Here is a 15,306-nt window from a genome sequence, read left to right as displayed (position 1 = left end):
ATGTTACTATGAATATGCCAAAAATTATTGTAATTTTGCCCTTCCTCAAATACCGGGGCTGACTGGTTTTGACAGCGGGTAGAAGAGGTATGTAAGCATGTCGAGCTTGGGTTGTTGGCTCGTAAATCCTAATGATCAAACTTTTAATTGGCGAAAACAACTACGCTCTTGCTGCGTAACCGAATTTTAGTAGGTTAGGCTTAATCCCGGTACTAGGTGCTGGGACAAGACATCGTCCGGATGCTATTGCCTTGAGGCTATTCGATATGACGGTGCAAAAAATCGAGGCTAGTGGAATGTTTGCTTCGTGCATTTTGCAAAACTTAAGAAGCTAAGGTAGTGGTCGGTGGCCTTGATCCAGCTGCTACTCGAAAATTAAGTCGAGGCTACACATGTAGAAAGCGTATTGCTTCCTCGTTTGGACCCGGGTTCGATTCCCGGCAGCTCCACTTTTTCAAAAAGCATTCAAAAGCAAACTCCTGTAAGTGTCACATTTACAGGAGTTTTTTATTTTTGGCTCCTGCAACAAAGTGCATAAAAACGCATATTCAAAGGTGTAAATTCGGGAGTTCATGGCGAACAAGAAAAGACTCCCGAATTAGGATTTAATGCACTGAATTACACTGTTTTGCATTTCATGATTTTTGACGTTTGCGATAATTTTAAAGTCTAATTTAAAACGTTTAAAAGATGGCAAAACATGCAACATTTAGTGTTATTTTCGTGCCAAGGGCAAAGAAAAACACAGAACAAAAGAGAGAAAAACTGTATGCGCGTATTACAGTTGACGGTCTAAGAGTAGAAATGAGTCTAGCAAGAGACTTATCGACTGGCTTATTTAATACGAAAGCTCAGAGGTGTTTAGGAACCAACTCAGAGAGTAGGCAGATCAATGATTTCCTATCGATAGTCAACAGTGACCTAAACGAGATTCGAAAAAAACTCATGCTTGAAGGGAAAGAAATCACGGCTGAATTAATCAAAGCTCGTTACAAGGGCTTACCCGATCCAGATGATATCCCAGACCCGACGGTTTTAGAACTATACGATGAACACAACCGTAAGTTTAAAGAGTTGATTGGAACTAAAAACCATTCCCCTTCCACCTATCAACGGCACCTAACTTCAAGAGGGCATGTCGCAGCATTTATTCAACATCAATACGGCAAGAATGATTTGACTTGGGAAAAAGTTGACTTTAGCTTCCTCAGCGATTTTGAGCATTATTTTAAGGCGGTTCGAAAATGCAACCACAACTCCACCATGAAATACATTAAAAACTTTGGCAAAGTCATTCGAACGGCATTAGGAGAAGGTTACCTAATTCGAAACCCATTCGAAAAATTCAAACTGAGCTACGAAACAGTTGATCGTGAAATTTTAACACAAAAAGAGGTTGATCAAATGATTGCCCTTGATATCAAATTGAATCGATTAGATAAGGTAAGGGACCTGTTTGTATTTTGTATCCATACCGGAGTTTCATTCTGCGATGTTATTAAACTGCGTATGAATCACATTTATGAAGATCAAGATGGAACAAAATGGATCAAGAATAAGCGATTAAAAACAGGAGTTGAGTTTATGGTTCCGGTTTTACCTGAAGTTCAAAAGATCATTGACAAGTATGCGGATCATCCTGAGCGGCAGATGGAGGGAAGCGTCATTCCCGAGATCTCCAATCAGAACTATAATGGTTATTTAAAAGAAGTCGCTATGCGCTGTGAAATAGACAAAAACTTGTCTTCGCACATTGCCCGCCACACGTTTGCCACAACCATCGCCATGAATAATGGAGCTCCTTTGGAAGTCGTTTCCAAGATGCTTGGGCATCGGGACACCAAAACCACTCAGATTTACGCAAAAATTCAGGAAAAGGCTATTAAAAGCGGCATGAGAAATTTACTATAACAACCTGCCTAAAAGCACAGTAATCAAAAAGCTAGTAGGATAACCTATTAGCTTTTATTTTTCCGCATATCCTGAGTTAGATAACCGCAGCAAAAAATTCTTTCAATATTTCATCATTCCTCTCAGTCCCTAAATGGAAATAAAATAGTTTTCGCTCTTCCGGATAGAAAAAAGAGTTCTTAAGCTTGAAATATCTTTGAAAGTTGGCGTATTTGATGCATTCTTTTTCCTGTTCACGCAGAGTTGCCGCTTGTTCAAAATTCTGCGACCTAATTTGAGCCATTTTCTCTTCTGTCAACTTTGCTAATGCTTCTTCATTGTACTTTTCGAAGTCGACTAACTTGACGCGCAGATCCGATATTTGATCTAATTCCCGGACCAATCCATCCAATTTAGATTTATCAAGTTGCTCTGCACTAAGCAGTGTGTTTAGTTGGTCAGCAATATCAATTAATTCCTTCATATCTATGTTTTTCGATCGCAGTCCTATGTAGCTTTATGACTTCCTGAACAATTACTGGCGGAGAGATAACCCGAACCAATTCGCCCAAAGATAAAATCTCCTGGTAAAAATCCCAGGTTGGTTTAAGTTTAACCCGCAATCTGAGTTCCGAATCGGTTTCAGATAGAATCTCTTGCGATTCGTGTAACGGCAACGATTTAATGTACTTTCCCTGAACGGAGTCAAATGATAGAATAATTTCAACCGGCTCAATTGCGTCATCAGTGATTATTCCAAAACAATCTCTAAAATATGCATCAACGTTAAAAACTTCTTTCTGATTGAAGACTAAATTGGTTGGCCTCAGCTCGGATATTCGATCCAATCCAAAAGTTTTAATCTTTTCATCCTTTTTATCTTTTGCAACCAAGTACCATCGATTTTTGAATTCCTTGAGAGCACAGGGCTCAACCGTTCTCGCAGTGGAAATACTATCCCAAAATTTCTGATAGCTGAATTGAATTTGAACTCCCTTTTTAATAGCTTGAATCAGCGACATCAGATATTCAGTCCCCTGCGGATGACGTTTTTCGAAATGAACAATCCTTGAGGTGTCTTTCCCTATTTTCAGAGCGCGGAATGTATCCAGGGCTTCCAACCGCCGACTGGTAATATCAGATTCGGTCTCATCGTTGATCCAGTACACATCCCGACTGGCATCGTAATCGATATCTAATTCAAAGATGGAATTGATATCTTTTACAACGCGAGAAAACTGCCGTTTGGATAACTGAAAGTCTTCATCCTGCAATTCAGACTGCGTTTCCAAGTATGCATCAATTTCCTTAAACGAAGCCGGTGATTTTCGAAGCCGGTTCAGGATATGAAAATAACGAAGGACAGTTTTTCGGTCTGACATTTGTAATAATTGGTCAAAGTCATAATTATCAATAATATCAATGGCCAAATAGTATTTTAAATTCTGATTCTATCTGCTCAACAATTTCTTTTGCCATTGTATTAATATCATCTTCAGGCTGCTTCCAAATGTCTAAGTCCTCCAACCTATCCAAAAATTCTTTCGGTGGATTATCTGTAAAACAACTGAAAAACTCAAGATTCTTTTCTATGTAAAACTCACGTCTAAATTCCATCTCACCATTTGTCATTGTGATATAAAAATCCAGTCCATCATCGCTATTGTCTTTCGTAATTTCAGCCTGATTGCCAACTAATAACTTAACATTAGAGTTAATTCCATCTAAGTTAATAGCAGAGTATAGTTCTCTAAAACGGTTTTCTACGAACTGTTTAAACTCCCCGAATCGATCGGTGAGAATTGTCAACGTTTCGCTGTAGTCCTTAAAGAATTTAATTGCCTTTTCGTTTTCTAACATATGCATCGATTTTTGAACGTTCTTTATATTTCTCAAGAAATCCTTCAAAAACATTAAATAGAGAGGATTAGCGTGATTTTCATATTCCGGAAGATTCGCTTCGATTTTTGACACAAACTGTTCGTATCGAATATTCTTGAACCCTGACACCTCAGAACAATGGTTTAGTGACAAGATCACCTTATGCAATTTCTTTGTACCTGCCAAATCCTTGAGCATTTCATCATATAAGTGAAAAGGATTATTACAATCATGGTAAACTTTGTTTTCAATCCCAATCACAAATTCATCTGTTTGAATGAAAATATCAATCCTCTTTCCGTCTTCAGTGCTCTTCTCCACCCTGCCGTAAAACGACTTTGGATTTTTTAGAGCAAAGTTTACATCCAAAAGCTGAAACAGTGATTTTAGAAACAAATCTTTCAAATTATGCTCTTTATTCGGGTCAAAAAAGAATAAGAGTACACGACTCCAAGTGTTTTCATTACGCCCTTTATTAATGATATCCAGAAAAGTAGGATCTTTAATATCTTTAAATTCAATCCCTTTGAATTGTTTCAATAGTTTATCCTGGGAACTAACCCAGTCCAATTCGACAATATTCTCTACGTCATTCATAAGCAATATTAGGTAGGTGATTTTTAATCAAAAGTAAATTCGACGACAGACATAACATGTCTTAGCTTAAAAAAAATCAATCGCTGACTCTTTAAACCTGGTACTTCTTAAAATTCTCCGCCTGTTCAAAAATATCCTGGTAAACTTCGTCGCGCTCAACAGGCGGATAGTCGAACTCGTCCAACATGAGAATAAGTCCGACTTTCAGAGCCGATTTAATGTCTTCCCGTTTATTCCAATCGGGGTAGGCAGCTTGTTCCGATACCAAGCGTTTAACCGCTTTCGACAAATCAATCAATTTTCCTTCCGGGTATGTAAAGTCGTATTTTACACAAAGTGACTTTAGAATATCATAGAAAGCTTTCTCCTCAAAATCGATCCCCAAATCATCGCCGGCAGAAAACTCGCGATAGACCTCCCAAATCAAATCGGTTAATTGTTCGGCCATTTCTTCGTAAACTTCACTTCGGAAAAGGTCGTTTGCATCTCGTTCGTTGTATCGGGCAACAAGGCTTTCCATTTTTTGGGTGAAATCAATTCCCCGAACCTTATTGACTTTCCGAATCTGATCAATGGCACGAGCCAATAACTGTTGAAGCAACTTGATCTTCGTGTTGGGTAGCTTAATCTTTCCAATCTTCTCCAAGTAGGCTTCATCAAAAAGATCCTGCTCACCATCCTTTTCATCCCCCAACTTAAAGATCTCTTCAACGCCCTCACTCGACAACGCATTTTTGATCATTTCACGCACACGGGCATTCATCTGATCGATGTCAGGAGCCTCTCCTTTGGTCAACTTAAATATGATAGCCCGAACCGCCAGGTAAAAATGGACTTTATCACGCTCGTCCTGCTTCAGCTTTTCGCTTCCGGTACAAATATCATAAGCCGCCTTCAGTCGCTTCACCAAATTCATAAACCGGGTTTCCAGTTCTTTGGTTTGCTGAGCGAACTCGGCAGCCATATTCAATGTGTGCAACTGTTCCAAGGGGGCGCCATTATAATATTTCAGAGAATCAAACTTGTGAAAGATTTTCGCCAGCAAATCCAAATGATCACGCACCACAACCAGCGAATGTTCGATGTCTTCGAAATTATCTTTGTCTCCTTTGTTGTACTTGGCCAGTGCCAGGTTCATTTGCTTTTTAATGCCTATGTAGTCAACCACCAAGCCCTTCTCTTTTCCTTCAAACTTTCGGTTGACGCGTGAGATCGTTTGGATCAGATTGTGCTGCTGAATTGGCTTATCAATGTAGATGGTATCCAGGAATGGCACATCGAAGCCGGTTAACCACATATCGACCACAATGGCAATTTTAAAGTTCGACTTGGCATTCTTAAACTGGCGATCCAGTTCCTTCCGGTAATCCTTTGTGCCCAGCAAGTCATATAGTTCTTTTTCATCATCTTTTCCACGAGTCATGATCATTTTGATCCGCTCCATAGGTTTGATCTCTTTTTGTTCTTTTTCGGTCAGCTCGATTCCCTCTTCGGCCACGCGAACCTCATTCCATTCCGGACGCAATGCAATAATATTTTGAAATAACGCCCAGGCAATCGGTCGGGCACTGCACACAAACATAGCTTTCCCCTTTACCGAAGAGCCTTCTTTGACACGGTTTTCGTAGTGATTTACAAAATCCTGGGCTAGCTCTTTCAAACGATCAGGGTCTCCCAGGATCACATTCATATTAGCTACTGCTTTTTTGCTTTCCTCAATCTGGTATTCGTTTGCCCCGGCTTCTGCGACTTCCGCATAATACTTCTCAATCTTCGCCAGCTCACTGTTATTAAGAGCAACTTTGGCAGCCCGGCCTTCATAAACAATTCGGACAGTAATTTCATCCCGAACCGATTCGGTCATGGTATAAGCATCAATTACTTTTCCGAACACATCCAGAGTCGCATCAATCGGGGTGCCGGTAAAGCCGACAAAAGTGGCCTTGGGGAGCGAATCATGCAGGTATTTGGCAAAACCAAAAGTTTTTGTGACACCTTTTTCTGTTACCCGAACTTTCTGGTCGAGATTTACCTGTGAACGGTGGGCCTCATCGGAAATACAAATCACATTTGTCCGCTCTGTCAACAATTGAGTATCCTCTGTAAATTTATGAATCGTTGTCAGAAAAACACCTCCGCTTTGACGCCCCTGGAGCAACTCTCTTAAATGAGCCCTGCTCTCAACACTAATAATGTTGCTGTCGCCAATAAATTTTTTAGCCTCTCCAAATGTCTCTGAAAGCTGATCGTCCAAATCGGTACGGTCGGTAATTAAGACAATCGTAGGACTGGCAAAATAGACACTCTTCATCAGGAGCCGGGTAAGGTAAAGCATGGTATAGCTCTTTCCGCAACCAGTGGCTCCAAAATAAGTTCCACCTTTACCGTCACCTTCGGGACGTTGTGCCTTTTTAATGTTGGCAAATAAGCGATTAGCCGCATAGTATTGCGGATAACGACAGACAATCTTCACGTCTTTATTCGAGCTGTCGGGCACAAAAATAAAGTTGCGGACAATGTCGCGCAAGCGTTTTTTGTGAAACATACCCTGTACCAGAGTGTACATGCTGTCAATCCCGTCAACATCCTTGGCTAGTCCGGCTACGCGACGCCAGCCATAGAAGAATTCATAGGGTGCGAAAAACGAACCGGCTTTATTGTTCACACCGTCAGAAATCACACAAAACGCATTGTATTTGAAAAGTTCCGGAATATCGCGCCGATAACGAACCGTAAGCTGAGTGTAGGCAGTGTAAATTGTTGCGTCCTCACGAATAGCCGATTTAAACTCGAAAACCACCAGCGGCAAGCCATTCACATACAGAATCCCATCGGGAATGCGCAGTTGCATACCCGTAATTTCAAGCTGGTTCACAAACTTGTAGATGTTGCCATCTTTTTTGTATTTCGCGGAAGGTTCGGCGACAATCTCATCCAGGTCGATGTTCTGAAGTTGCGCCTCCAGGTCGCGGTAATCAATCAACTCGATGTGAATATCTTTCTGGCTGCGGTCTTCCCGTTTCAGGATGAAGCCATCCGACAGCCAGCGCATCACCGTTTTATTGCTCTCGTAAAGGTCGCTGGCAGGTAATGTTTTTAGCTGTAGTAAAATGGAACGGGCCTCGTTTTCGGTGAGTTGTTGCTCTTTGTAGCGTTTCAACAAAAAGCTGACAAAATCATCCTCCAGGATAACTTCATCCGGTTTCCGGGCAATTGCGACTCCCGAGTGATGAGGATAACCTTCGTTTCCCAACAACTCAATAAATGCCTGCTCCAGTTTTTCTTCCGTAAATTTCATATCCTGTGTTGTTAATTGCGACCGATGATTTCTCATCCGCTTCTTTTATCATTTCTATAGCTATCAAGCCAACTTGGTCACCAACTTGACCACCAATTTTTTCATTATCTACCAACCCTTTAACCAACCTTTCTACCAACCCAACTTGGTCACTCACTTAGTCAATCACTTGACCACTACGACCTTGCTTTTTACCGAAATATTACCATCACAACAAGCTACCAACAGCACTCTCAAAACCACAAACCCATTTCAGGTAATCGTCGTGCCAGCTTTGCTTGTATTCTATGTTTTGTTGTTCTGGCATTATGCAAACTTCTTATTTCAACGCTGAATCACTAATTCCTCTTTCGTGAATTCCACTCCTAGTTGTATGACTGCAAAAAAGCCTTATGCTTCGTCTTAAAATCATTTTTCCAAGTCATGTAATCCCTAATGTTTTGTTCAATAATTATTTTACTTGGCAATTGTGGAATTGTTGATGTTCCACCATCATGTTCAGTAACCGAGTATTTACTGAATAACTCGAGCAAGAAGTCGATATCGTCTTGTTCAACCACAATAAAACTCGACAAATTGCCTTTCTTTAAATTTATATTTTTAGAAAATCTTTCATAGGTTTTGTTTGCCAATACTTCTTCTACACTTCTCTCTAACAACATTCTAAATCTTTTTCTCGCTGAATCAAGTTTTGTCTCGCGACCATGTGCATCTGCAATATTCAGAGCATCATGTTCTCTAAGAATTCTTCTTATTGAATCGACTCTTTCATCTACATTTTTTGCTAAATATGGGATCTCATCGGTGACAATACCGCTTATTCCATTGTATTTATCTATTCCAATAACCTGGCAGTCTGCCATCATTCGTGTTTTGTGAATGTCAATCAGCAGACGAAGGAATGATAAATCATGAGTCAAGACTATTATCTGTCTGTCTCTCGATAGTTCTACAATTTTATTTGCTATTAAATCTCTATAATCCATATCTAATGATGTCACAGGATCATCAAATATTATTGAGTTTTTTCGACCATCAATCGTACATTCAGCTAAAAAATTAGATAACGCAATAATTTTTTGTTCTCCTTCGCTTAAAACAGAGTTTATAGTATCCACAATCCCATTTAAGCTACACTTTTGAAAAGTATTACCCTGCGAAGTTCTGGTTCTTGTGATGAGAACTTTAGTAGCTAAATCAGAACTGAAATATTGCAAGTGATTAACGAACTCTTGATGTTGCAACGCTACTGCTTGATCACTCATCAAATCTCCAATTTTCCTCGAAACACCGGTGGTATTACATTGGGATTGGCAAATTAACATCGAGGCTTTATATTTTGCCTCGTCGTAATACTGCAATATTGTTGTCTTGTTATTGAATAAAAACTCTTTCGCTACAAGTTCGTTGTATTCTGCAATTACTGCGTTTCGGTTTTGCAATAATTGATTGTTTTGTTCCAATTGTGTATTAATGGATGGTATCAACTCGCCAATAACTTTGGAGATGATATTGCAGCTAATATTTAACCCTTCACCATAATTTAAAAATGCTATGATTGCATTCTTTGACGAGGTAGTTGATTCAACAAAAGAATCGTATTTATTTTGAAATTCATTTATATATTGGGTCAATTCAACTAAATTTTCGATTGGGGCAATATGCAATGTCTCATACTCCTGTATTCTACGTTGGATTTCTTGTTGAACTACATTTAATTGCTTAGATATATCATTCAAAACAAACTGATTAAAACCTTCTAGCCTTTTTTGAGCTTCCTCATCTAAATCCTGTTGACATAAGACACATTTCTCCAACGAATCATTAGAAGGAAAGTTTTGTCCGTCAGACATACCATTACTGTGCGCAAAACTCTTTGCTGCATCCCACAGAGTTCTCCATGGATTAGTTCCGAAGCCCTCAATCGTATTTAAATTATTTAACTCTGTTGTCGCAATATCATAAGCACCCTTAACACTTAAATATTTCTCACTTAGTTTTTTAATTTCTTCAAGCTTCTGCTCATTAAACAGTCCTTCTATCCTCTCAAACTGTTGCATGTAATTCACTATTCGAGCTTTAAGACTTGTTAAATTTTTAATATTTTGTTCTGGATTTTGAGTCTTAATTAAGCGATGTAACTCTTGTTCTCGATCTCTTTGTGCTTGGTTAAATTGGATGTACTCATTAACATCACCTTTTGACTGTGCTAGGAGAAGAACATACCACTGACCTGTAGGAGTTTCGCTTAAGGATTCATCTAAATTTGGTTTCTGCGTGTTAAACCTAGCTGATTCTTCACTCAGTTTTTGAGAAATACTAATTAGGACTGGAATTAACCTCTCAAGTAAATCAATCCCTATAGGCTTGTATTCTGTTGGATTTTCTCGGGAAAGATACACACCGCCACAATCGTTATCAAATACATTTATTGAGCTTAAAGAACTATGTGATGGAGAATTTTCCACCCATCTAAAATTCGTATTTGATCCGTTGATGTCAATTGTGATATCTACTTGCTGCTGGGCTGTAGAAGGAGCAAAAACGTTTTTCTTCAATTCAATATTAGAGTTTCTACTCCAACATAACTTTCTTAAAATTCTGGAATAGCTTGATTTTCCAGAACCGTTATTACCATACACAACAGATAACCCATTGTTCGCAAACTGTAGGTCTGCTTGATTGTGCAAAGCATTAATATTAATAGGATTCTTAATATGTATGAGCTTAGGATACATAGTGTCCGGATTTACAGTTGCTGGGACGTGCGTGTTGTCAAATGGTAGTGCGTCTAAGGTAATACTTGTGTCTCCATTTTCTTTTTTGACTAATAAGGCTAATTCTTCAATATCATTTTGAGTGATTGAAGAACTCGTGATAATTCGTCTTAACGCATCTTTTATAAACAGAGGCTTATTTTCTGCCCAAGCTAATATTTCGTTATAAACTGCCATGTTTTAGTTTTCTAGGGTTGAAAGTTTTGAGAGCAATAGTCCTGATAGCCTTTCCAGTGCTTGATTCTCCTTAGAATTGAAAAAATCCATTTCATTCATCGGTTTTAAAAGCGCAGCAAAATGTTTAAGCAAGTTATCTGAAGGCTTTAGCACATTGATTATTTCAAATTCGGATTTGCTCAACATTGGCATTGTAGAACCACCGAGTGCTATACTTCGAAGCTCACTATAAATAGATTTCAAATAGTAATACAGATAATCGGAATAATACTCCTTCCCGACATTAATTGAGTTCATTTGTTGGTTCGTAATACAGGATTGCTCCGTAAGAACTACTTTTCCCATATCTGAGCCTATACAGGTAACGATAACGCTACCTCGATTTAGAATTTTACTTTTCAGTCTATTAAATCCAGCTTCTGACAACTTCCGATAAGCACCAGTAACGAATTTATTATAAAATTTAAAATCACCAGGCGTTACAAAGAGCATTTCATCTCCAAAATCTTCCGGATTATTAATTGAAGGAGTTTTACCTGTAATAACTTTCCCATAGTCTTTTATTTTTTTCACTTCCCACCCCTCCGGAATTTCCTTTTCCAACTCCTCATTCCAAACCATATTGCCACCCGAACTTTTGTAAGGATTGCCATTCTCATCGGGAAACTCAAAATCAACAAACCATTGCCTATAAATAGCCTGTGCAGTTTCTTCTAGTTTTTGAATCAGCTGGTTATTAAGTTCAATTCGGTTTTTAATGGTGTTATATTCGGCAACAATTTCTCGTTGTTTTTCGGGAGAAGGTAAGGGGAACTTTATAGAGCAGAAAGCATCCCATGCTAATCCTCCTCGAACATCAGCATCGGTATAAAACCATGCATTTCTATCAAACTCAGCGCGAGAGAACCACATCATCAAATAATCTGGATGCAAAACAGAAATGTCTTTTATTCTAAAAACATCATAAGCTGGTGAAACAATAAATGGTTCATCTCGATCAGATAGCGCAATAGGAATCCTATAATCACGGCCAACATGCATTCTATTACAAGCGAATTGGTTCTTTTCAACCACTTTATATCGCGATAAATCAGTGCCCACAATATTAGCCACTGATGGCATAAAAAATTTATCAATATTGATTCCTAAAAGCTCTTTCGCCTTTAAGTCGCTATTCTTTTTCTTAATCGGCTTTATGTAATCTCCGAGTGTTTTATAATTCGATCTCATCTTAACAATATCGCAATTTTAAATAGTTATAGAGAGCCGAATAATCCGGCATTTGCCCCAGTAAATCCAGAATCTGATTGCTATCAATTCGCATAAACTTTTCGGGATTTTCCAATTGACTTTTCCATGTTTCACCCAAGCCCTGCAGTTCACAGGCATAACTGTTTTTCAGAAAATCATCATTCGCCGTTGGAGCAACCAGAATGTGCAGAAAATCATCGGCTAATTCCTTTTCAACTATTTTCTCCACAAGTAAGGTCTGGCGCATTAACTCGTAATAAGGCTCGTAATAAAAAAGAGACTGCTCAAAGTCGGGGGGTGTCTTCAGTTGTTTCGAATCGCTGATTAGCTGGTTATATCTCTTTTGCCGTGTTCGGCCTTTTCCTTTTTCCAAGGCTTTATTTGTCGGCTCCAAGTAGCTCTCTGTATATTTCCATTCGATTGGAACCAACAGCTTCTGTCCTTTCCGTTTAGCAATTAGAAACACGTCGACCGATGTACAAAAAGCTCCTCGTTGGACTCCATCGTTGTCCTCGTTCAATAGCGCTTTGTTTTCTTGCACAAACTCGAATGACAAATAACCAGGTTGCTTGTCTCCCTGAACTTGCAGAACTGCATCAATGTCGCCATCGAATAACTGTGCCAGCTGTAAAACTGCCGCTTCGTCGTTTCGTAGTGCATATAGAAAGTTAAGGCATTGAATTTGGGACGAAACCATGTGGTCTGTTGGGTACTCTGATGAGTTTTTACCATATTTCCACCAAGCAATGTTGTTATCTGAGAAATATTCTATCGCGTCTCGTCTTATACTCTTGAAAAGATTGTTTTCACGGTCTGACAAGAAATAACTGTTTCCGTCCAATGCACTACCAACACGAAACTTTTCCTGTCGGTAGTCTTCTTCTTGCCTATATTCGGTCTTAATATATCTCGCCGATGCTTGACTCATTTTCACCCAGCTTAAAGTTTAAAATATTAAAGCATACGCCTATTGAATTCGTATTTAACAATGCAATAGACTCCGAAACCAGTGGATGAAGTTCATCAGTCATGAAATGAGCTTTGATTTTCGATGTTTTGCATGCCTTGGGCCCATATAAATATTCGGACCCACGATAAAATTTCGAGCAATTTGGCTTACCAATTCGTCCCGCAAAGAAAACATCAAACAATACCTCCAGGTAGAAGAGTAATTCTGAAATGATTCCTACCTTTTTGTTCCTGTACTTCAACTCAATCAGATGCAAACAATCATCGTTGTCTACACCCCACAAATCAATAGCACTTGCGTGTCCAGTAAAAAATGCTTTTCCTTGTTTTTTTACTCCAACTGGTAACTGATGGTCAAAGGCCTTAAGCCCAAATTCCTCTTTTAACAATTCTCTGGTATGCGGATCATACTCTAACTGTTTCTCCGATATCTTTTTTGATGACGGTGTGCCGGCATTCTTTTGGGGCGTATTGATGAATAAATCGCTAATATTCTTTTCAAAATCGGCTAATTCCCAGACATGTACATAAGGCACAGAAAGCCAGTCAAATAACTCAGTAAATCGCAAAGCCCGATACAAGAAACGGTTGTAATGACGTTGCTCGTTAATGGACAATGCACCTGGACTGTCCCACGACAATCTAACAGAATCGACGAAATCCTTTAAATGATGTTTTAAACAAATACTCCATCCTTCAAAAGCCGCTTCGTCATTTTGCATATTCCCCAGGCAGGCCATCTTTTTTTTTCCAGTATTGATTCCAACATGGATCTGAAGCTGACGATCAACAATCTTGAAATCAACATACTTCGGCAACCTAAGACTATTGCAGTGTAAAGCGGATTTCAGATGCTTCAATATTTCTTGTTTGTTCATCAGTTCAGTTCTTAAAGGTCTATTTTATAGCCTAATTCTGAAAACACTTTCAATAGATCCTTTTTCGATTGCTCTTCAGCTTTCAATAACTCTCCAAACTCCGACTGAAGCGCTTTCATTTTATCATCAAAGTCGATGTTCTCATCCCTGTTCACAAACTCGATGTATTTGCTGGGGACAAGCGAGAAATCTTTCTTTTCAATTTCCTCAAAACTTGCTGAATAGCAATATTCCGGTGTGTTTTCATAGCCTTTATCCACTTGCTGCCACGCGTGGAAGGTTTTAGCTATCTGTGCAATGTGATCGACACTAAATTGAGTAAACTTCTTTTCAAAAGGCTCACCAATTTGGCGTAAGTCCAGAAACAACACTTCACGTTCACGATCGCGGTAATGCCGCACATCGTCGCCCACCTGTTTCGATTGTTCTTTCTTATTCTTGTTCAGTATCCAAACAGTGACACTAATGTTGGTGGTATAGAACATATCTTGTGGCAAAATCAAAATGGCCTCGACCAAATTGTTTTCTATCAACTTCCGGCGAATCTTATACTCGTCGCCACCTCCACTCAGTGCGCCGTTCGCCAAGATAAATCCGGCCATGCCATTTTCAGATAGCTTGGAAACCATGTTCAAAATCCAGCCATAATTAGCATTGCTTTTTGGTGGTACTTCGTAACCACTCCAACGCGGATCATCAACTAGCTCATTTTCGGCCCGCCAATCCTTCTGGTTAAAAGGTGGGTTGGCCATGATGTAATCGGCTTTCAAATCCGGATGTTGGTCGTTTTGGAAGGTGTCGGCAGCTTTTTCGCCCAGATTACCGGTAATTCCCCGAATAGCGAGGTTCATTTTTGCCAGCTTGTAAGTTGTGTTGGTGTACTCTTGCCCGTAAATAGAAACCTCTTTTTTATTCCCGTGGTGGCTCTCAATAAACTTCACCGACTGCACAAACATACCACCGGAACCGCAAGCAGGGTCGTATATAATCCCCTTGTACGGCTCAATCATTTCGGCAATCAGATTCACAATACTCTTCGGCGTATAGAATTCGCCCTTCCCCTTTCCTTCGGCCAAGGCAAATTTCGACAAGAAATATTCATACACCCGCCCTACAATATCCTGCTGTTTGTCTTTCAGTGTATCAATATCGTTAATGGTATCGAGCAGCGAACTGAGTTTGGTGATATCGAGTCCCAAACGCGAAAAGTAGTTATCGGGCAGAGCTCCCCGTAGCGCTTTGTTGTTCTTTTCAATATTATGCAATGCCGTATCAATCTTGAGCGCAATATCGTTCTGCTTCGAGTTCTTAATAATGTATGACCAACGCGATACTTCGTCCAGAAAGAAAACATTTTTCATGTTGTAGAAGTCCGCCATTTCCACATATTTATCTTTTCCTTCGGCAATCAATTCCTTCCGGCGTTCTTCAAATTTATCGCTGGCAAATTTCAGGAAGATTAACCCCAACACCACATGTTTATATTCGGCAGGTTCGACACTTCCTCGCAATTTATTCGCAGAGTCCCAAAGGGTTTCCTCCATACTCTTCTGCTTGCCGTTTCCGTTTTTTTTAGCCATAAAATCTC

The 15,306-nt window shown here is 39.4% G+C and carries 11 protein-coding genes and 1 other RNA gene; 2 read left to right on the top strand and 10 right to left on the bottom strand.

Features of this window, described 5'->3' with window-relative positions:
- The first annotated feature begins 54 nt into the window (after positions 1 to 54).
- Positions 55 to 452: a transfer-messenger RNA gene (gene ssrA, locus ACUNWA_RS04775) on the top strand.
- Between the two features lie 238 nt (positions 453 to 690).
- Positions 691 to 1,911, top strand: coding sequence for a site-specific integrase (locus ACUNWA_RS04770; RefSeq protein WP_445590742.1), 1,221 nt, complete (start codon positions 691 to 693; stop codon positions 1,909 to 1,911).
- A 76-nt stretch (positions 1,912 to 1,987) separates the two neighbouring features.
- On the opposite strand, the gene ACUNWA_RS04765 is transcribed toward ACUNWA_RS04770, so the two are convergent.
- From ACUNWA_RS04765 to ACUNWA_RS04720, 10 genes are all read right to left on the bottom strand, one after another.
- Positions 1,988 to 2,374, bottom strand: coding sequence for a hypothetical protein (locus tag ACUNWA_RS04765; protein WP_445590741.1), 387 nt, complete (start codon positions 2,372 to 2,374; stop codon positions 1,988 to 1,990).
- A complete protein-coding gene (locus ACUNWA_RS04760) occupies positions 2,358 to 3,272 on the bottom strand; it encodes a helix-turn-helix transcriptional regulator (protein ID WP_445590740.1) in 915 nt (304 codons plus the stop codon). Before ACUNWA_RS04760 ends, ACUNWA_RS04765 begins: the two co-directional genes overlap by 17 nt.
- A gap of 37 nt (positions 3,273 to 3,309) precedes the next feature.
- The gene (locus ACUNWA_RS04755; protein WP_445590739.1) at positions 3,310 to 4,368 is read right to left on the bottom strand and encodes a PD-(D/E)XK nuclease family protein; all 1,059 of its coding nucleotides are present in this window, start codon (positions 4,366 to 4,368) and stop codon (positions 3,310 to 3,312) included.
- Positions 4,369 to 4,459: 91 nt separating this feature from the next.
- Positions 4,460 to 7,666: a type I restriction endonuclease subunit R gene (locus ACUNWA_RS04750; RefSeq protein WP_445590738.1), complete on the bottom strand. Its 3,207-nt coding sequence runs from the start codon at positions 7,664 to 7,666 to the stop codon at positions 4,460 to 4,462.
- The gene (locus tag ACUNWA_RS04745; RefSeq protein WP_445590737.1) at positions 7,626 to 7,823 is read right to left on the bottom strand and encodes a hypothetical protein; all 198 of its coding nucleotides are present in this window, start codon (positions 7,821 to 7,823) and stop codon (positions 7,626 to 7,628) included. The genes ACUNWA_RS04750 and ACUNWA_RS04745 overlap by 41 nt, the downstream gene beginning before the upstream one ends.
- A gap of 208 nt (positions 7,824 to 8,031) precedes the next feature.
- Positions 8,032 to 10,620, bottom strand: coding sequence for an AAA family ATPase (locus ACUNWA_RS04740; RefSeq protein ID WP_445590736.1), 2,589 nt, complete (start codon positions 10,618 to 10,620; stop codon positions 8,032 to 8,034).
- A 3-nt stretch (positions 10,621 to 10,623) separates the two neighbouring features.
- Positions 10,624 to 11,850, bottom strand: coding sequence for a restriction endonuclease subunit S (locus tag ACUNWA_RS04735; protein WP_445590735.1), 1,227 nt, complete (start codon positions 11,848 to 11,850; stop codon positions 10,624 to 10,626).
- A gap of 1 nt (position 11,851) precedes the next feature.
- Positions 11,852 to 12,799 (bottom strand): PGN_0703 family putative restriction endonuclease, encoded by a 948-nt coding sequence (locus tag ACUNWA_RS04730; protein WP_445590734.1) that lies wholly within the window; start codon positions 12,797 to 12,799, stop codon positions 11,852 to 11,854.
- The gene (locus ACUNWA_RS04725) at positions 12,771 to 13,718 is read right to left on the bottom strand and encodes a hypothetical protein (RefSeq protein ID WP_445590733.1); all 948 of its coding nucleotides are present in this window, start codon (positions 13,716 to 13,718) and stop codon (positions 12,771 to 12,773) included. The genes ACUNWA_RS04730 and ACUNWA_RS04725 overlap by 29 nt, the downstream gene beginning before the upstream one ends.
- 11 nt (positions 13,719 to 13,729) lie before the next feature.
- Positions 13,730 to 15,298 carry an N-6 DNA methylase gene (locus ACUNWA_RS04720; RefSeq protein ID WP_445590732.1) on the bottom strand — a complete coding sequence of 523 codons (1,569 nt, stop codon included), beginning with the start codon at positions 15,296 to 15,298 and terminating at the stop codon, positions 13,730 to 13,732.
- Positions 15,299 to 15,306 lie beyond the last annotated feature (8 nt).

The organism is Sunxiuqinia sp. sy24, from assembly GCF_052677165.1.
Note: the sequence above shows the minus strand (reverse complement) of the source record. Positions and strands in the feature narration are given on the sequence as shown.

Excerpts from the sequence above, each read along its gene's own strand:
- ACUNWA_RS04770 (WP_445590742.1), top strand. The coding sequence starts at position 691 with ATGGCAAAACATGCAACATTTAGTGTTATTTTCGTGCCAAGGGCAAAG.
- ACUNWA_RS04765 (WP_445590741.1), bottom strand. The coding sequence starts at position 2,374 with ATGAAGGAATTAATTGATATTGCTGACCAACTAAACACACTGCTTAGT.
- ACUNWA_RS04760 (WP_445590740.1), bottom strand. The coding sequence starts at position 3,272 with ATGTCAGACCGAAAAACTGTCCTTCGTTATTTTCATATCCTGAACCGG.
- ACUNWA_RS04755 (WP_445590739.1), bottom strand. The coding sequence starts at position 4,368 with ATGAATGACGTAGAGAATATTGTCGAATTGGACTGGGTTAGTTCCCAG.
- ACUNWA_RS04750 (WP_445590738.1), bottom strand. The coding sequence starts at position 7,666 with ATGAAATTTACGGAAGAAAAACTGGAGCAGGCATTTATTGAGTTGTTG.
- ACUNWA_RS04740 (WP_445590736.1), bottom strand. The coding sequence starts at position 10,620 with ATGGCAGTTTATAACGAAATATTAGCTTGGGCAGAAAATAAGCCTCTG.
- ACUNWA_RS04735 (WP_445590735.1), bottom strand. The coding sequence starts at position 11,850 with ATGAGATCGAATTATAAAACACTCGGAGATTACATAAAGCCGATTAAG.
- ACUNWA_RS04730 (WP_445590734.1), bottom strand. The coding sequence starts at position 12,799 with ATGAGTCAAGCATCGGCGAGATATATTAAGACCGAATATAGGCAAGAA.
- ACUNWA_RS04725 (WP_445590733.1), bottom strand. The coding sequence starts at position 13,718 with ATGAACAAACAAGAAATATTGAAGCATCTGAAATCCGCTTTACACTGC.
- ACUNWA_RS04720 (WP_445590732.1), bottom strand. The coding sequence starts at position 15,298 with ATGGCTAAAAAAAACGGAAACGGCAAGCAGAAGAGTATGGAGGAAACC.